The organism is Sphingopyxis sp. QXT-31 (assembly GCF_001984035.1).
GTDB lineage: Bacteria > Pseudomonadota > Alphaproteobacteria > Sphingomonadales > Sphingomonadaceae > Sphingopyxis.
In genome coordinates this window covers 291,291-308,223 of the sequence record NZ_CP019449.1, presented here as the reverse complement: position 1 = coordinate 308,223, position 16,933 = coordinate 291,291, and the positions used below count along the sequence as shown (strand labels likewise).

Genomic DNA, 16,933 nt, shown 5'->3' with positions numbered 1-16,933 from the left:
GGCGAGCCGGGCTGGGGCGCCCTCCGCGACGGCGCTCCAGCCCTTGGGAAGCCAGGACATGCACGACCCGCAGCACCACGCCCGCAGGGCCGACCCCAAATTGCCGTTTGCCGACAGCGCCCTGGCTTGCCATGGCGGAGCAAAGGCTGGGACTGGCGAGGCGCCGATGAACAACAAACTCAAAGTGCTGCGCGCGATGCGCAACTGGAGCCAGGCCGAACTGGCCGACCGGCTCGACGTTTCGCGGCAGGCGGTGAACGCGATCGAAACGGGCAAATACGACCCGTCGCTGCCGCTCGCCTTCAAGCTCGCGCGGCTGTTCGACATGCCGATCGAGGAGATTTTCGATTATGGCGAAGGACATGACGATGGCAACTGAGCCAAAGGAACCCCGCGCGCCGAACATGATCATGCCCGTGTTCATCGGCCTGTGCACCGCGATGCTCGCGGGCGGGATCGCCGGTTTTAACCAGGCGCAGATCAATTCGGGCGATCCGGCGCTCGCGCCGTGGGTCGGGCCGGTCGCCGCGATCGCCTTCGGCGTGGCCGCGATCGCGCTCTATATCCGCAGCCACGCCGACTATTTCCGCCGCTGGTCGCCGCGCAAGCGGCTCTATTGGGCCAGCATCTTCGGCGCGGGCACGCTCGGCATGGTCTCGGCGATCACGCTCCAGGCGGGCGGCGGCGACCTCTATAGCAACGCCGCGCTGTCGCCGACGGTCGCGGTTGCGCTGTCGGCCCTGTGGGTGGTCGGGCTCGCGCTCTCGCTCATCGCCTATGAACGCACGATCGACGATCATGAGCAACAGGCCTATCGCCTTGGCGGCCTCTGGGGCTTTTACGCCTTCGTCATCCCCTGCCCCGCTTGGTGGGTGCTCCACCGCGCCGGGCTGGCGCCGCCGATCGACGCGATGATCCTTTTCGTCGCCAGCCTGGTCGTCAACGCCCTCGTCTATTTCTGGTTCAAATTCCGCTGACCCCGCCCCCCTCCAAACCGAAAGTACCGCTCCCATGAAATCCCTGTTCAAGACCCTCGCCGCCACCTGTGCGATCATCCCCTTCGCGCAGTGCGCCCTGCTCCCCGGCACCGGTGCCGCGCGCGCCGCCGAACCCGTCGCGGCCGAGGCCGCGGCGCCGACTGTCGACGCCGACCCCGCCCTCTGGGTGGTCAAGGACGACGACACCACCATCTATCTCTTCGGCACCGTCCATTTCCTGAAGCCCGGACTCGGCTGGTTCGACGAGGCGGTGAAGAGCGCCTTCGACGGCTCGGACGAGCTGATGCTCGAGATGCTGATGCCCGAGGATCCCGCCGCGGTGAAGGCGGTAACCGACAAGATGGCGATCGATCCCGCGGGCCGCACCATGGCCAGCCGGATGAGCAAGGAAGCGCATGACGCCTATGCCGCGTCGATGGTGTCGGTCGGCCTGCCGCCCGAGGCATTCGAGAAATACGAACCCTGGTTCGTCGCGGTCAACCTGTCGGTGCTGCCGCTGCTGATCAAGGGCTACAACCCCCAGCTCGGCCCCGAGATGGTGCTGACCGGCGCCGCCAAGGCCGGCGGCAAGCCGATCGGCGCCTTCGAAACCATCGAGGAGCAGTACGGCTTCTTCGACAATCTGTCTGATGCGTCGCAGCTCGCCTATCTCGACACCGTCGTACGCGACATGGACAAGGTCGTACCCACCCTCGACACGCTCGTCGCGCAATGGGTCAAGGGCGATCCCGCCGCGCTCGCCGTCACGATGAACGAAAGCATGACCGAAACCCCCGAGCTCGCGAAGATCCTGCTCTACGATCGCAACGCGCGCTGGGCCGACACGCTCAAAACGCGCATGGACAAGCCCGGCACGGTCTTCGTCGCGGTCGGCGCGGGCCATCTCGCGGGCGACAAGAGCGTCCAGGCCTATCTGACCGAGCGCGGGCTGACTGTGCAGCGGGTCGACTATTGAACGCCGCGGCAAAGCCTTTCTTCCGCTGGGGTCGCCGCGCCGCGGCGGCCCTTTCGGCTTGCCTGCTCGCCGCCTGCGGCACGCCCTCGCCCGCCGAGAAAGAGATCGCGAAACCCGCGATGTGGCTGGTCGAGGACGACGACACCCAGCTTTACCTGCTCGGCACGATGCACGCGCTGCCCGCGACGACCGACTGGGACCATGGTCAGGTCGGCGCCGCGATCGCCGCCGCCGACGAACTGGTGCTCGAACTCTCACCCGCCGAGCTCGCCAAGGTTGGCCGCGTGTTCCAGCGCCTCGCCCCGCGCGTCGCGACGCTCCCCGTCGAGCGCCGCCTGCCCGCCGACTCGCTTGCCGGATATCGCGCGCTCGAGGCGAGCGGGTCCGGCCAACCCTTCGGAGGCGACCCGCTAGACGACTGGGCGGTGATGGTGCTGATGGGCCAGCGCGTCGCGCAGAACGCCGCGCTGTCGCCCGCGAACGGCGTCGAGACCGTGCTGACCGCCAGTTTCAACGACGCGGGCAAGCCGGTCGGCGGCCTCGAAAGCGCCGAAGGGCAGTTGATGGCTTTCGAAACGCTCGACGCCGCAACGCAGCGTGCGCTGCTCACCAACGCCGCCGCGGGTGCCGACGACGCCGTGGCAGAGGTCGGCGCGCTCACCGCCGCCTGGTCGCGCGGCGACGTCGGCGCGCTCGAAAAGATCGTGAACGAGGATATCGACACCGTCCCCGCCGCGCGCGCGGCGCTCCTCACCAAGCGCAACCATGCGTGGAGCCGCTGGGCCAAGGCGCGGATGGACCGGCCGGGGACGGTACTGGTCGCGGTCGGCACTGGCCATCTGATCGGTAGCGATGGCCTGCCGAATTTGCTGGAGGCCGAAGGGTTGAAGGTGACGCGGGTGCAGTGAGCGAACCGACGGGTTCGGCTCAGTTTCCCGACAACCCTCTGATTCCGTTCGTGCGGAGCGAAGTCGAGACACCCCGAAGGCCAGCGCGTCCCAGGCGTGTCTTGACTTCGCTCGACACGAACGGTTTTATTGGGCGGCGCATTGGCGGCCGCCCCCTACCCCCGCAGGATCTTCTCCATCTTCTTGCCCTTGGCGAGCTCGTCGATCAGCTTGTCGAGGTAGCGTAGCTCGCGCATCAGCGGCTCTTCGATATTTTCGACGCGGATGCCGCACACCACGCCGGTGATCAGCGACCGCGCGGGGTTCAGCTGCGGCGCCTTGGCAAAGAAATCCTCGAAATTCGTCTTCGCCGCCAGCTCGGCCTCGAGCCCCTTCTGGTCAAAGCCCGTCAACCAGCGGAAAATCTCGTCGACCTCGGCCTTGGTTCGGCCCTTTTTCCCGGCCTTGGCGATATAATGCGGATACACGCTCGCGACGCTGATCGAATAGATGCGGTGCCTGGTCATGTTCTTTTGATCCTACGCCAAACGCGCCCTTCCGTCATCCCGGAGCTGACCGGCATCCACTTTCCGGGTACGGTCTCTTTTTTGGGGGGGGGCGGGCAACCCGATCCTCCCTGTCGCGAAGCGATGGGGAGGGGGACCATGCGAAGCATGGTGGAGGGGCGACCACCCTCCACCGACGCTTCAGGCATCGGCCCGTCCACCGCCTTCGGCGGTCCCCCTCCCCACGGCTTCGCCGCACGGAGGATCAAGACGGTCGAATTTTACCCGAAACCCGCCATCACCCCATCACCCAGCTACGCCGCGGATAGCCCTGCGCCCACAGCAAGGCCGTGAGGTCATGGTGCCGGATCACCGCCGCCGCCGCCTCGCCCGCCGAGGCGTGCGGGTAGAAGCCGATGCCCAGCCCCGCCGCGGTGATCATCGGGATGTCGTTCGCGCCGTCGCCGACCGCGAGCGTCTCGGCCAGCGGCAGGCCGTGCTTCGCCGCCTCGGCCTTCAGCGTCTCGAGCTTGGTCTGGCTGTCGACAATCGGCTCGGCCACCCGGCCGGTCAGCTTGCCGCCCGAAATCTCGAGCGTGTTGGCGACCACCTTGTCGAAACCGATCGCCTCGCCCACCGGATCGGCGAAGGCTGTGAAGCCCCCCGAGACCAGCACCGAATAGGCGCCATGCGCCTTCATCGTCTGCACCAGGGTGCGCGCGCCGCGCGTCAGCTTCACCCGTTCGATCCGGCATTCGGTCAGCGTCGCCTCGGCCATGCCGCCGAGCGCGGCGACGCGTTCGATCAGCGCCGCGCGGAAATCGAGCTCGCCGCGCATAGCCCGCTGCGTGATCGCCGCGATCTCGGGTTTGATCCCGGCGTAATCGGCGAGTTCGTCGATGCATTCGACGGTGATCATCGTCGAATCCATGTCGGCGACGATCAATTTCTTGGTGCGGTCGCCCAGCGGCTGGACGACGACGTCGAGCGCGCCATGGTCCATCTTCGCCAGTTCGGCGCGCGCGCTGACCAGGCTGCCCTGAAAGACGATGTCCGCGGCGTCATGCTCGTCCAGCCAGTGCGGCGCGCCGACTTCGTGCCCCGTCGCGGCGAGTCTGTCGATCGCCTCGCGAACCACCTCGTCGGTCAGCTTCCCGGCTGCTATCAGCGTGGCTACGAACATGGCTGCTCCTTCTTCCCCGGGCCCCGCACGGCCGTCACTTGCGCTTATCGCCGGACCCACCGCCAGCGGCAAGAGCGCATTGGCGGTCGCGCTCGCGCAGGCGCTCGAAAAGGCGGTGGTGATCAATGCCGACGCCAGCCAGGTCTATGCCGACCTCGGGGTCCTGTCGGCGCGACCGACGGCGGAAGAGATGCAAGGCGTGCCGCATCGCCTGTTCGGCCATGTCGATGCCGCCGAGGCCCATAACGCCGCGCGCTGGGCGAGCGAAGCCCGCGCCACGGTCGTCGAAGCACACGCAGCGGGCGCGGCGCCGATCCTCGTCGGCGGCACCGGCCTTTACCTGCGCACGCTCCTGTACGGCATCGCCCCGGTGCCCGTGATCGACCCCGCCGTACGCGAAGCCGTCCGCGCGCTGCCGGTGGCCGAAGCCCATGCCGCGCTGACCGCCGCCGATCCGGACGCCGCCCAGCGCCTCAATCCCGCCGACACCACCCGCGTCGCGCGTGCCCTCGAGGTCGTGCGCTCGACAGGCCGCACGCTTGCCGACTGGCAGCAGGCGCGCGAGGGCGGCATCGTCGGCGAGATCGCGCTGACCCCGCTGATCCTCCTCCCGCCACGCGACTGGCTCCGCGCGCGCTGCGACGCGCGCCTCGTCCAGATGTTCGACGGCGGCGCGATCGAGGAGGTCGAAGCCCTACTCGCGCGCGACCTCGACCCCGATCTCCCGGCAATGCGCGCGATCGGGGTGCCCCAGATCGCGGCGTATCTTCGCGGCGACATCTCCCGCGCCGAAGCGCTGGCTCAAGCGCAGGCCGCCACCCGCCAATATGCCAAGCGCCAATTCACGTGGTTCCGCCACCAGCCCCCCGCCGACTGGCCGCGCCACGAAGAGTCGCTAAACAACGATTCTATCAAGAAATTGGTAATAATATTACGAGATAGGCTGTTGACAGGATAGAATCATGCACCTATTGCCCGCCGACCTGCTGCAGCGCACAAGGCGCGCATCAAAAGACGTGGCAGGGTGAGAAAAGGAGTTTCGTCGTGACGGAAATGAGTGGTGCCGACATGGTGGTTCAGGCGCTGGTCGACCTCGGGGTCGATACGGTGTTCGGCTATCCGGGCGGTGCGGTGCTTCCGATCTATGACGCGCTCTACAAGCATCCGACGATCCAGCACATCCTCGTCCGCCACGAGCAGGCGGCGACCCACGCGGCGGAGGGCTATGCCCGCTCGACCGGCAAGCCCGGCGTCGTGCTCGTCACCTCGGGCCCCGGCGCGACCAACGCGGTCACCGGCATCACCGACGCGCTGCTCGATTCCATTCCGATGGTCGTGCTCACCGGCCAGGTTCCGACGAACCTGATCGGCACCGACGCTTTCCAGGAATGCGACACCGTCGGCATCACGCGCCACTGCACCAAGCATAATTATCTCGTCATGGATCCCGACCGGCTCGGCGCGATCATGCATGAGGCCTTCTACATCGCGACCCACGGCCGCCCCGGCCCGGTGGTGATCGACATCCCCAAGAACGTGCAGGTCGCGACGGGCAAATATAAGCTGCCCGAAAAGATCGAGCATCAAAGCTATCGCCCGCAGGTCGAGCCCGACGCCGACGCGATCGCCCAGGCCATCGACATGATCGCCGCCGCCGAGCGCCCGATCTTCTACACCGGCGGCGGCGTGATCAACGCCGGCCCCGACGCCAGCGCCGCGCTGCGCCAGCTGGTGTCGCTGACCGGCGCGCCCGTGACCTCGACGCTGATGGGCCTCGGCGCGTTCCCGTCGGACGATCCCAAGTGGCTCGGCATGCTCGGCATGCACGGCACTTATGAGTCGAACATGGCGATGAACCGCGCCGACCTGATCATCGCGGTCGGCGCGCGCTTCGACGACCGCGTGACCGGCCGCCTCGACGCCTTCTCGCCGGACTCGAAGAAGATCCACATCGACATCGACCGCAGTTCGATCAACAAGATCGTCCCCGTCGACCTCGCGGTGGTCGGCGACGCCGGCCGCGCGCTCGATGCGCTGATCGCGGCCTGGCAGGACAAGGGCCACAAGCCGCGCGACCTTGGCGAATGGTGGCGCCGCCTCGACGGCTGGCGCGCCACGCGCTGCCTCGACTTCCCCGAAAAGAAGGAAGCCTCGGCCGACATCATGCCGCAGCGCGCGGTGAAGGCCTTGTTCGACGCGACGCGCGGCCGCGACCCGATCATCACCACCGAGGTCGGCCAGCACCAGATGTGGGCGGCGCAGCATTTCGGCTTTTCGGCGCCCAACCGCTGGCTCACCAGCGGCGGGCTGGGCACGATGGGTTACGGCTTCCCCGCCGCGGTCGGCGCGCAAATCGCGCACCCCGGCCGCCTCGTCGTCTGCATCGCGGGCGAAGCCTCGCTCCAGATGAACATCCAGGAAATGGGCACGGTCAGCCAGTACCGCCTGCCGGTGAAAATCTTCATCCTCAACAATGAGTGGATGGGCATGGTCCGCCAATGGCAGGAACTCACCTATGAGAGCCGCTATTCGAACAGCTATTCGGACAGCCTGCCCGATTTCGTGAAGCTCGCCGCGGCATACGGCTGGACGGGCCTGCGCATCGACACGCTCGGCGAGCTCGAGGCAGGCATCCAGACGATGATCGACACGCCGGGCCCGGTGATCGTCGACTGCCGCGTCGCCAAGCTCGCCAACTGCTTCCCGATGATCCCGAGCGGAGCCGCGCACACCGACATGATCCTCCAGCCGAACGACATCATCGGCACGATGGACGACGAAGCCAAGGCACTGGTTTGATGGACATGCTCCGGATTTCGATGGTCCTTGCGGCCATATGCCTTGCTGCGGGCCTTTATGCCGCCTTTCGGACCATTCAAGGCCCGGAGCGCGGCCAGCGCCTAGGCTGGGGCCCGGCGACCATCGCGCTGTTCGGCGGCGCCGGTGCCATCCTGCTCCAACCCGTTCAAACCCACGCCGTCAAAATCGACCTCCCGGTCGCGGGGCACTGACATGAAAATCAAAACCGAAGCGGGCGAGCGCCATGTGCTCGCCGTCACCGTCGATAACGAGGCGGGCATCCTCGCCAAGATCACCGGGCTGTTCTCGGCGCGCGGCTATAATATCGAGAGCCTGACCGTCGCTGACATCAGCGCCGACCATGCGCTATCGCGGATCACCATCGTCACCTCGGGTCCACCCGCGGTGATCGACCAGATCATCGCGCAGCTCGACCGGCTCGTCCCCGTGCACAAGGTCACCGACCTCACCGACCAGGGCGCGCATGTCGAACGCGAGATCGCGCTGGTCAAGGTCGCGGGCACCGGCGACAAGCGCATCGAGGCGCTGCGCATGGCCGACGTCTTCCGCGCGAAGGTCGTCGACACCACGCTCACCAGCTTCATCTTCGAAATCACCGGGAACAGCGACAAGGTCGACCGCTTCATCGCGCTGATGCGCGAATGCGGGCTGGTCGAGGTCGGCCGCACCGGCGTCGTCGCCATCGGCCGCGGGTCGGAGGCGCTGTAAAGTTTACCACTAACTTCGTCATCCCGGCGAAGGCCGGGATCTCACCGTTGCAGATGGACGCGAGGGCGGGGTCCCGGCCTTCGCCGGGATGACGATCAAGCAAATACACGAAGGGGTTTAGGACATGCAGGTTTATTACGATCGCGACGCCGACCAGGATCTGATCAAGGGCAAGAAGGTCGCCGTCGTCGGTTACGGCAGCCAGGGCCACGCCCATGCGCAGAATATGCGCGACAGCGGCGTGCGTGAAGTCGCGATCGCGCTCCGCCCCGGCTCCGCCACCGCGAAAAAGGCCGAGGCCGCGGGCTTCAAGGTGCTTTCGAACAAGGAAGCCGCCGAATGGGCCGACGTCATCATGATCGCCGCCCCCGACGAACATCAGGCGAAGATCTACGCCGACGACATCGGCCCGAACATGAAGCCCGGCGCCGCGCTCGCTTTCGCGCACGGCCTCAACATCCACTTCGGCCTGATCGAGGCGCGCCCCGACATCGACGTCTTCATGGTCGCGCCCAAGGGCCCCGGCCACACGGTGCGCAGCGAATATCAGAAGGGCGGCGGCGTCCCCTGCCTGATCGCAGTCGCGCAGGAAGCCGCCGGCAACAGCGGCAACGGCTTCGCCAAGGCGCTCGCCCTTTCCTACGCGAGCGCCGTCGGTGGCGGCCGCAGCGGCATCATCGAGACGACCTTCAAGGAAGAGTGCGAAACCGACCTTTTCGGCGAACAGGCGGTGCTCTGCGGCGGCATCACCCATCTCATCCAAGCGGGTTTCGAGACGCTGGTCGACGCGGGCTACGCCCCCGAAATGGCCTATTTCGAATGCCTCCACGAAACCAAGCTGATCGTCGACCTCCTCTATGAAGGCGGCATCGCGAACATGCGCTACTCGATCTCGAACACCGCCGAATATGGCGACATCAAGACCGGCCCGCGCATCATCACCGAAGAGACCAAGAAGGAAATGAAGCGCGTGCTTGCCGACATCCAGTCGGGCCGCTTCGTCAAGGACTTCGTGCTCGACAACCAGGCCGGCCAGCCCGAGCTCAAGGCCAGCCGCAAGGCCGCCGCGGCGCATCCGATCGAACAGGTCGGCGGCGAACTGCGCGCGATGATGCCCTGGATCGCCAAGAACCAGCTCGTCGACAAGACAAAGAACTGACACGTCTCATCCTCCCAGTGGCCGCAGGCCATGGGGAGGGGGACCGCTCGCGAAGCGAGTGGTGGAGGGGCAGCAACGTCGAGCCAATGCCCCTCCGTCAGCGCTCCGCGCTGCCACCTCCCCATCGCTGCGCGACAGGGAGATCAAGCCGCGCAGCAGTTCCAACGCCCTTCCGCATCCGCCAGCGAAGCGCTAGGACCCGAGCATGTCCTCCGACCTAACCTTCGCCTGCCGCTGCGGCAGCGTTTCCGGAACCCTGCTCGACGTCGGCCCCGGCCAGGGCGATCATGTGATATGCCATTGCACCGACTGCCAGCAGCTGACGCGCCACCTCGGCCACGCTGCGGATATGCTCGACGCGCATGGCGGCAGCGCGCTATACCAGTCGCGCTGCGCGCGCCTGCGCCTCGACACCGGCCGCGAGCGGCTCGCCTGCCTCCACATGACCGACAAGCCGACGCTCCGCTGGTACGCCGCCTGCTGCGGCATGCCGCTGTTCAACACCTATGCCAACGGGAAAATCCCCTATATCACGACCCAGCTCGCCGCCTGCGACCCGGCAAAGCGCGCCGCGCTGGTCGGTCCCCCGCTCGGGCATCTGTTCACCCAGGACGGCACCGGCGACACCAGCGCGCTGCACAAAATGAGCATGGGCAAGCTCATGCGCCGCTTCTTCCCGCGCATGATCAAGGACTTGATCTCGGGCGACCGCCGCCGCTGTCCGCTCTTCGACCCCAAAACGCTCCAGCCGATCGCCCCGCCCCACCGCCTGACCGCCGAAGAACGGCAGGCCTTGCGGAACGCCTAACCCGCCGTTCAACAAATTTCGTCACTCCCGCGTCAGCGGAAATCCGTCATTTTCCTCTTCGTGCCTTTGTGCCTTTGTGCGAGTCAAAAAAATCTCGCACGAAGGCACAAAGGCACGAAGAGAAGATACCGGGACCGGGATGCCCGCCTGCACGATGAAGACCGAAGAGAGAAGACCATGGTGACCTCCCCCTTCGCCGCGCACCACGCCGACCTCGCCGGCCTCGCCACCGAAAACCGACGCCGCGCGCTCAGCCCGCGCGCGGGCGTCGATTTCGCCTCGAACGACTATCTCGGCCTCGCGAACTCCTACCTCCTCAACGAGGCGCTCGCCGAGGGCCTGCGCCGCGGTATCCCCGCCGGCTCGGGCGGCTCGCGCCTGCTGCGCGGCAATCACGACGAGCATGAAGCGCTCGAGGCGCACGCCGCGCGCCATTATGGCAGCGAGGCCGCGCTCTTCTTCCCCACGGGTTTCGCCGCCAACGCCGCGCTCTTCGCCACGCTGCCCCAGCGCGGCGACCTCATCGTCCACGACGCGCTCATCCACGCCAGCGCGCACGACGGCATGAAGCTCGGCCGCGCCGAGCGCGCATCGGCGCTGCACAACGATCCGCAGGCCTTCGACGACGCGATCGCCGCCTGGCGCGCGCGCGGCGGCAAGGGCACGGCGTGGATCGCGGTCGAAAGCCTGTACAGCATGGACGGCGACCGCGCCCCGCTCGCCGCGCTCGCCAAGGTCGCCGACCGCCACGACGCCATCCTCGTGGTCGACGAGGCGCATGCCACCGGCGTCTACGGCCCCGCGGGCCAGGGCCTCGCGCACCGGCTGGCGGGCCGCGACAACCTCGTCACCCTCCACACCTGCGGCAAGGCGCTCGGCTGCGAGGGCGCGCTCCTCTGCGGCCCGCAAATCGTCCGCGATTTCCTGATCAACCGCGGCCGCCCCTTCATCTTCTCGACGGCGCCGTCGCCGCTGATGGCGTGGCTCGTCCACCAGGCGCTCGAGATCGTCGCCAACGCGCCCGAGCGCGCGGCGCATCTCCACGCGCTCGTCGCGCACGCCGAAACCCGCCTCGCCGCGCTCGGCCTGCCCGCCAGCCGCAGCCAGATCCTGCCCGTCGTCATCGGCGACAACAAGCGCACGATGCGCATCGCGGGCGCGCTGCAGGAGGCGGGCTTCGACATCCGCGGCATCCGCCCGCCGACCGTCCCGCACGGCAGTGCGCGGCTCCGCATCGCGATCACGCTCAATGTGACCGAGGCCGACATCGACCGCATGGCCGACACGCTCGCCGCGTCGATGGCCGCGGCATGACGCGCTTCGTCGTCACCGGCGCCGACACCGGCATCGGCAAGACGATCTTCAGCGCCGCGCTCGCCGGCGCGACGCACGCCCCCTATTGGAAACCGATCCAGTCGGGCCTCGAAGACGAAACCGACAGCGAAGCCGTCGCGCGCCTCGCGGGCGTGCCCGTGCGCGTCGAGGCGTATCGCCTCGCCACCCCCGCCTCGCCGCACCTGGCCGCCGAGATCGACGGCGTCACCATCGACCCCGACGCCCTGACGCCTCCGCCCGGCGACCTCATCGTCGAAGGCGCCGGCGGCGCACTCGTCCCCGTCACGCGCGCCCTGCTCTACGCCGATCTCTTCGCGCGCTGGCATATCCCGGTCATCGTCTGCGCGCGCACCAGCCTCGGCACGATCAACCACAGCCTGCTGACCATCGAAGCCCTCAAAAGCCGCAACGTCCCGATCCACGGCCTCGCCTTCCTCGGCGACGCGGTCGAAGACAGCGAAGCGATCATCGCGGAGCTCAGCGGCGTCCGCCGCCTCGGCCGCCTGCCGATCGTCGATCCGCTGACCCCCGAGGCTCTTGCGCAGGCTTTCGCAGCAAACTTCGATCTCACGGACTTCCAATAGATATTCGTCATCCCGGCGAAGGCCGGGATCTCGACCTCGAATTATGACGTACTGGCGAGATCCCGGCCTTCGCCGGGATGACGATGTAATATAGGGCGCGCCCATGAAACTCGACCATCAATCCCCCATCTGGCACCCCTTCACCCAGCACGGGCTCGGCGATGCCATTCCGCTCATCGCCCGCGGCGAAGGCGCGCGCCTCTACGACGCCGACGGCAACCACTGGATCGATGCGATCAGCAGCTGGTGGGTCACCACCCACGGCCACGCGCACCCGCGCATCATGGCCGCGATCCGCGAGCAGTCCGAAAGGCTCGACCAGCTCATCTTCGCCGGCTGGACGCACGAGCCCGCCGAGAGTCTCGCCGCCGAACTGATCCGCATCACCCCCGATCCGCTGACCCGCGTCTTCTTCTCGGACTCGGGCTCGACCAGCGTCGAGGTCGCGCTCAAGATGGCGCTCGGCTATTGGTTCAACATCGGAGAGCCGCGCAGCCGCATCCTCGTGCTCGAGCATAGCTATCATGGCGACACCATCGGCACGATGTCGGTCGGCGAGCGCGGCGTCTACAACCGCGCTTGGCAGCCCCTGCTGTTCGAGGTCGACACCATTCCCTTCCCGCACGAAGGCATGGAGCAAGCCGCCCTCGACGCGCTCGAAACCGCGTGCGCCCAAAAGCCGGCCGCCTTCATCGTCGAACCCCTCATCCTCGGCGCCGGCGGCATGCTCATCTACCCCGCGTGGGTGCTCGCCGAGATGCGCGCCATCTGCGCGCGCCACGGCGTGCTCTTCATCGCCGACGAAGTGATGACCGGCTGGGGCCGCACCGGCACGCGTTTCGCCTGCGACCAAGCGGGCGTCATCCCCGACATCGTCTGCCTCTCCAAAGGCCTCACCGGCGGCAGCCTGCCGCTCGCGGTGACGCTCTGCATCGAGCCGATCTACGAAGCGCACTTCTCGACCGACCGCAGCAAAACTTTCTACCATTCGTCGAGCTACACCGCGAACCCGATCGCCTGCGCCGCGGCGGCGGCGAACCTCGAAATCTGGCGCGACGAGCCGGTGCAGCAGCGCATCGACGCGCTCGCCGACGCGCAGGCCGCGCACCTGTCGCTGCTCGGCCACGACCCGCGCGTCGCGAATCCCCGCCGTCTCGGCACCATCGCCGCGCTCGACATCGTCGTGGCGGACTCGGGCTATCTCTCGACCCTCGCCCCGCGCCTGATCGCCTTCCATCGCGACCGCGGCGTCCTCCTCCGCCCGCTCGGCAACACCGTCTACGTCATGCCGCCCTATTGCATCGCGGCGGAGGAACTGGCGCAGGTGTGGGGCGTGATCGGGGCGTCGCTGGACGCGATCTAGAAATGGCCGGTATCGGGCGGAAGCGGACAAACCGCGCTACAAAACCCGTTCGTGTCGAGCGAAGTCGAGACACGTGAAGGCCGGCGCTTTCCAAGCGTGTCTCGACTTCGCTCGACACGAACGGAAATAGAGGACCGTCCGCTCCCCACCCCCAATCCAGCCTCACCCCCCGAACTTGGCATCCTCCGGCACCACCGCCCAATTCTTCTCCGCCGCCGCGATGAAGCCCGCGCGGTCCGCGTCCCACTTCGCCTTCACCTCCTGGTTGAAGTTCAGGTACAGTCTGCCGTCCACCACAGCGTAAGCGAGCGGATCGCCCGGCGCGAGGTAACCGCGGGACATCGCCCAGGCGCAGTGCCCGCCATATTGGGGCGCGAACGCTTGCGGATTGGCCTGGAAGCGCGCGGCATTGGCGGCATTGGCGAAATGATAGAGTGCGCCGTCATGCTCGACCGCGAAATTCGCATCGCCCCTCACCGGCACGCCGTCGCCGTCGAAATAGCTGACCGTGTCATAGCCGCTGACCGCCACCTTGCCGCCCTCGACCCCGACATAGACGGGCTTGGCATAGGCCTGCGGGGTGAACACCGCGACCGACAGCGGGGCGAGCAGCGCCGCGAGCAGCACGAACAGGGCTTGGTTTTTCATGGGGTATCTCCATCTTCGCGCTGCCCGGCCCGATGCCGCGGCGCGCGTTGCCTTGGGTTCGCCCCCCGCCCCGCGAAAGTTACGCGCGCGCCACGGCAATTCGGCCTATGTTCATCTTCGCCGCCTAAGCATAGATGCGGGGACAGGGGTTTGTTGAGGGAATGACGCCGCGATGACCAAGCCGACCCGCCTCCTGCTCCCGCTGCTCGCGGCGCTGGCCTTCGCCGCGCCTGCCGCGGCGCAGGTCGAGGATCTGGCGCAAACGTCGCAGCCGCCCGAGAAATTCTCCTTCCTCATCGCCTATGGCAATGACGAATGCCCCGAGGCCGAGGGCGACGAGATCGTCGTCTGCGCGCAGGAGCCCGAGGCCGATCGTTACCGCGTCCCCAAGGAACTGCGCGAAGAACTGCGCGAAGAGGATGTCGGCGGCGGCGGCAGCTGGGCCTCGACCGTCGAGGCGCACGACGATATCGCCCGGCTGAGCCGCCCCAACAGCTGCTCGGCGGTAGGCAGCTACGGCTTCACCGGCTGCACCAGCGCGATGCTGCGCCAATGGTTCGCGGAACGCCGCTCGACGCGCTGAGCGCGCTAACCCCTCCCGCAAGCGAGTTTCGGGTCGGTCATGCCCCCGGCATGACCTGAACAGTCCGGGGGACTGTTCACCCGGCACTGGGCAGCGAGACTTACGAGCTTGCTCGTTAGTCGCAGCGGGGTGGGCAAACCGGCGCTAACTCGCTCACCGAATCAACGAAGCCCCGGCATAAGGATCATGCGGCTGCGCAGGCGGCGGCGCGGGCGCGGCGGGCAGCGCCGCCGCCTGCACCGCGACCTGCTCGCCCTCCCCCAGCCATTGCGTGAAGCCCGCCGCGATAGTCGGCGCGCCGAAGACGATGAAGCACCCCAGGATCACCCTCGCCCCGCGCCGCACGTCGATCCGCCCCGCCAGCATCGCAAAGCCGACCGCCGCCACCGCGATCGTCGCAACGCCGGTAGCGACCGATCCGGTCGCGACGGCGGCGACCCACTGCGCAGCGTCGGCGAGGGCAGTGGCAGAAAGGCTCATGCCGCCCGGATAGCATGCCCCGCGCCGCCGACAAACCCGATTGCCGCCGCATCGGAAACCCAGCGTTTCCGCGCCGTCCGTCCCGAAGCATTGACGCAGCCCCCGCTGCCGCCCTAGCCTGCGCCCTCCCATCTGCACGGAGTCCCCCCGGTCATGAACAAGCTCTTCCGCACCGCCCTTCCCCTCGCCGCGATCGCCGCGGCGATCGCCGTCCCCGTCATCGCGCAGAACAGCGGCCCGCCGGGCGCGCCCGACAAGAGCCGCGTCGCCGCGGGCACTTATGTCGCCGACCCCGGCCACACGCTCGTCGTGTGGGAGGTCGACCATTTCGGCTTCAGCAAATATTCGGGCCTCTTCGGCGACGTCGCCGGCACGCTCGTGCTCGACCCCGCCAACCCGGCCGCGTCGAAGGTCGAGGTGACGATCCCCGTTGCCAAGGTCACCACCGCCAGCACCGGCCTCACCGGCCACCTGCTGCGCGCGGGCAAGGACGGCGGCAAGCCCGACTTCTTCGGCGCCGCCCCCGCCGACGCCAAATTCGTCTCGACCAGCGTCGTCGTCGACGAAGATGGCGACGAGGCCAAGGTCACCGGCAACCTGACGCTGAACGGCGTCACCAAGCCGGTGACGCTCGACGTCGATTTCCACGGCGCGGGCACCAACCCCTATAACAAGAAGGAAACCGTCGGTTTCAACGCCGAGGCGACCATCAAGCGCAGCGACTTCGGCATCGCCTACGGCATCCCCGCGGTCAGCGACACGGTCGAGCTCGAGATCCAAGCCGCCTTCGAAAAACAGTAGGCGCGCGCCAATCTGTCACACGCCGCGGCTAAGAATCGGGGCGCGGGCCAGGGTCAGAGACCCTTGGGCCCCCGCCCCTTTTTTTTGCCCGCAGGAGCCCGTGACATGAGCGAACTGGTACGCGAAATCGTCGAAATCACCGCCTTCGTCACCGGCGACGACGAGCAGGAGCAGCTGACCGTCGAGGCCGAGGGCCTCGCCCCCACCGCCGGCTGGACCAACGTCCGGCTCGAGGCGCATATCTACATCGACGCACCCGAGGACGGCTTTCAGGACTTCGACCTCGTCGGCGACCGCCCGTCCGAAGCCGCCGCGGACGTCCTCACCCCGGTCGAGGCCGCGTGGGAAGGCCCGCTCGAAGACTGGGTCCTCGGCGTCCGCGTCCACGCCATCGACAATATGATCGAGGAAGAATTGTTCGAATATGAGGAAGAGGAGGAAGGCGCGGAAGACGAAGCGGCCTGACGCTCGGGCGGCCCGGGGTTCATCGCCGGTGCAGCTCGCCGCGCCTAGCATCCTTCCATCAAGGGAGGACCATCATGCGCATCATCCTGCTCGCCGCCGCGCTCGCCGCAGCCCCCGCCCTCGCCCAGGCACCCGCCAATCCGCAGATCGACTATCCGGGCTTCCAGGCGCTCACCGCCGCGGTCGCGCCGCAGCGCGCGGCGCGGCTGATGCCCTTCGACGCCTTCAAGGCCGAAGCCGCCGAGCCCGGCGTGCTGCTCCTCGACGCGCGCTCGAAGGACGCCTTCGCGCGCGGCCATATCGCCGGCGCGGTCAACCTGCCGCTGACCGACTTCACCGCCGAAAGCCTCGCCGCGGTGATCGGCGCCGACCCGGACCGCCCGATCCTCATCTATTGCAACAATAATTTCTCGAACCACCGCAGCCCCGTGCCGCTCAAATCGGCGCCGCTCGCGCTCAATATCCAGACCTTCATCAACCTCGTCGGCTATGGCTATGCCAATGTCTACGAACTCGCCGACGTCGTCGATTTCGACGATCCGAAGGTGGAGTGGGTCAAGGGCTGATCCCGCCCCTCCCGCGCAATTTTATCATTCCCCCCTTGCACGCCGCGACATTTTGCATCATTGGGACGGCCATGCGCGGCAACG

21 protein-coding genes are annotated in these 16,933 nt (G+C 67.5%); 17 read left to right on the top strand and 4 right to left on the bottom strand.

What is annotated here, in order from left to right; all coding sequences use genetic code 11:
* The first annotated feature begins 166 nt into the window (after positions 1-166).
* From BWQ93_RS01540 to BWQ93_RS01525, 4 genes are read left to right on the top strand one after another with little or no spacing between them, the layout of a single operon-like run.
* Entirely contained in the window at positions 167-379 is a 213-nt protein-coding gene (locus tag BWQ93_RS01540; protein ID WP_077028985.1) for a helix-turn-helix transcriptional regulator, read from the top strand.
* Positions 369-977: a hypothetical protein gene (locus BWQ93_RS01535; protein ID WP_232314703.1), complete on the top strand. Its 609-nt coding sequence runs from the start codon at positions 369-371 to the stop codon at positions 975-977. Before BWQ93_RS01540 ends, BWQ93_RS01535 begins: the two co-directional genes overlap by 11 nt.
* Positions 978-1,011: 34 nt before the next feature.
* Positions 1,012-1,953, top strand: a complete 942-nt coding sequence (locus tag BWQ93_RS01530; protein WP_077028983.1) for a TraB/GumN family protein — start codon at positions 1,012-1,014, stop codon at positions 1,951-1,953.
* Positions 1,950-2,861, top strand: a complete 912-nt coding sequence (locus BWQ93_RS01525) for a TraB/GumN family protein (RefSeq protein ID WP_083720490.1) — start codon at positions 1,950-1,952, stop codon at positions 2,859-2,861. Before BWQ93_RS01530 ends, BWQ93_RS01525 begins: the two co-directional genes overlap by 4 nt.
* Before the next feature lie 155 nt (positions 2,862-3,016).
* Here the strand turns inward: BWQ93_RS01525 and BWQ93_RS01520 are convergent, their stop codons facing one another.
* Together BWQ93_RS01520 and serB are read right to left on the bottom strand one after the other, a co-directional pair.
* On the bottom strand, positions 3,017-3,367 hold the full coding sequence (locus tag BWQ93_RS01520) for a DUF2200 domain-containing protein (RefSeq protein WP_077028982.1): 351 nt from the start codon (positions 3,365-3,367) through the stop codon (positions 3,017-3,019).
* 277 nt (positions 3,368-3,644) lie between these two features.
* Entirely contained in the window at positions 3,645-4,529 is an 885-nt protein-coding gene (serB, locus tag BWQ93_RS01515) for a phosphoserine phosphatase SerB (RefSeq protein ID WP_077028981.1), read from the bottom strand.
* On the opposite strand from serB, the gene miaA reads away from it, so the two are divergent.
* The 9 genes from miaA (at position 4,528) to BWQ93_RS01470 (ending at position 13,306) form a co-directional block, all read left to right on the top strand.
* Complete coding sequence (miaA, locus tag BWQ93_RS01510; protein WP_077028980.1) at positions 4,528-5,487, top strand: tRNA (adenosine(37)-N6)-dimethylallyltransferase MiaA; 960 nt, start codon at positions 4,528-4,530, stop codon at positions 5,485-5,487. The genes serB and miaA overlap by 2 nt on opposite strands.
* Before the next feature lie 86 nt (positions 5,488-5,573).
* On the top strand, positions 5,574-7,328 hold the full coding sequence (gene ilvB / locus BWQ93_RS01505) for a biosynthetic-type acetolactate synthase large subunit (protein ID WP_077028979.1): 1,755 nt from the start codon (positions 5,574-5,576) through the stop codon (positions 7,326-7,328).
* A complete protein-coding gene (locus tag BWQ93_RS01500; protein WP_077028978.1) occupies positions 7,328-7,540 on the top strand; it encodes a hypothetical protein in 213 nt (70 codons plus the stop codon). Before ilvB ends, BWQ93_RS01500 begins: the two co-directional genes overlap by 1 nt.
* Position 7,541: 1 nt before the next feature.
* Positions 7,542-8,057 (top strand): acetolactate synthase small subunit, encoded by a 516-nt coding sequence (gene ilvN / locus BWQ93_RS01495; protein WP_077028977.1) that lies wholly within the window; start codon positions 7,542-7,544, stop codon positions 8,055-8,057.
* Positions 8,058-8,181: 124 nt separating this feature from the next.
* Positions 8,182-9,216 (top strand): ketol-acid reductoisomerase, encoded by a 1,035-nt coding sequence (gene ilvC / locus BWQ93_RS01490; protein ID WP_077028976.1) that lies wholly within the window; start codon positions 8,182-8,184, stop codon positions 9,214-9,216.
* 205 nt (positions 9,217-9,421) lie between these two features.
* On the top strand, positions 9,422-10,024 hold the full coding sequence (locus tag BWQ93_RS01485) for a DUF6151 family protein (RefSeq protein WP_077028975.1): 603 nt from the start codon (positions 9,422-9,424) through the stop codon (positions 10,022-10,024).
* A 177-nt stretch (positions 10,025-10,201) separates the two neighbouring features.
* Positions 10,202-11,338, top strand: a complete 1,137-nt coding sequence (locus tag BWQ93_RS01480) for an 8-amino-7-oxononanoate synthase (RefSeq protein ID WP_077028974.1) — start codon at positions 10,202-10,204, stop codon at positions 11,336-11,338.
* Positions 11,335-11,943: a dethiobiotin synthase gene (gene bioD / locus BWQ93_RS01475; protein WP_077028973.1), complete on the top strand. Its 609-nt coding sequence runs from the start codon at positions 11,335-11,337 to the stop codon at positions 11,941-11,943. Before BWQ93_RS01480 ends, bioD begins: the two co-directional genes overlap by 4 nt.
* Before the next feature lie 103 nt (positions 11,944-12,046).
* Positions 12,047-13,306, top strand: a complete 1,260-nt coding sequence (locus BWQ93_RS01470; protein ID WP_077028972.1) for an adenosylmethionine--8-amino-7-oxononanoate transaminase — start codon at positions 12,047-12,049, stop codon at positions 13,304-13,306.
* A gap of 162 nt (positions 13,307-13,468) precedes the next feature.
* Here the strand turns inward: BWQ93_RS01470 and BWQ93_RS01465 are convergent, their stop codons facing one another.
* Entirely contained in the window at positions 13,469-13,954 is a 486-nt protein-coding gene (locus BWQ93_RS01465) for a YHS domain-containing (seleno)protein (protein WP_077028971.1), read from the bottom strand.
* A gap of 172 nt (positions 13,955-14,126) precedes the next feature.
* Here BWQ93_RS01465 and BWQ93_RS01460 point away from each other — a divergent pair, with 172 nt between their 5' ends.
* Entirely contained in the window at positions 14,127-14,537 is a 411-nt protein-coding gene (locus BWQ93_RS01460; protein ID WP_077028970.1) for a hypothetical protein, read from the top strand.
* Positions 14,538-14,690: 153 nt separating this feature from the next.
* On the opposite strand, the gene BWQ93_RS21475 is transcribed toward BWQ93_RS01460, so the two are convergent.
* Positions 14,691-15,017, bottom strand: coding sequence for a TrbC/VirB2 family protein (locus tag BWQ93_RS21475; protein WP_083720486.1), 327 nt, complete (start codon positions 15,015-15,017; stop codon positions 14,691-14,693).
* A gap of 153 nt (positions 15,018-15,170) precedes the next feature.
* Here BWQ93_RS21475 and BWQ93_RS01450 point away from each other — a divergent pair, with 153 nt between their 5' ends.
* The 3 genes from BWQ93_RS01450 to BWQ93_RS01440 all read left to right on the top strand — a co-directional run bounded on the left by BWQ93_RS01450 (position 15,171) and on the right by BWQ93_RS01440 (position 16,849).
* A complete protein-coding gene (locus tag BWQ93_RS01450) occupies positions 15,171-15,818 on the top strand; it encodes a YceI family protein (RefSeq protein WP_077028969.1) in 648 nt (215 codons plus the stop codon).
* Between the two features lie 105 nt (positions 15,819-15,923).
* Positions 15,924-16,283 carry a hypothetical protein gene (locus BWQ93_RS01445; protein WP_077028968.1) on the top strand — a complete coding sequence of 120 codons (360 nt, stop codon included), beginning with the start codon at positions 15,924-15,926 and terminating at the stop codon, positions 16,281-16,283.
* Between the two features lie 74 nt (positions 16,284-16,357).
* The gene (locus tag BWQ93_RS01440) at positions 16,358-16,849 is read left to right on the top strand and encodes a rhodanese-like domain-containing protein (protein ID WP_077028967.1); all 492 of its coding nucleotides are present in this window, start codon (positions 16,358-16,360) and stop codon (positions 16,847-16,849) included.
* Positions 16,850-16,933: the final 84 nt, after the last annotated feature.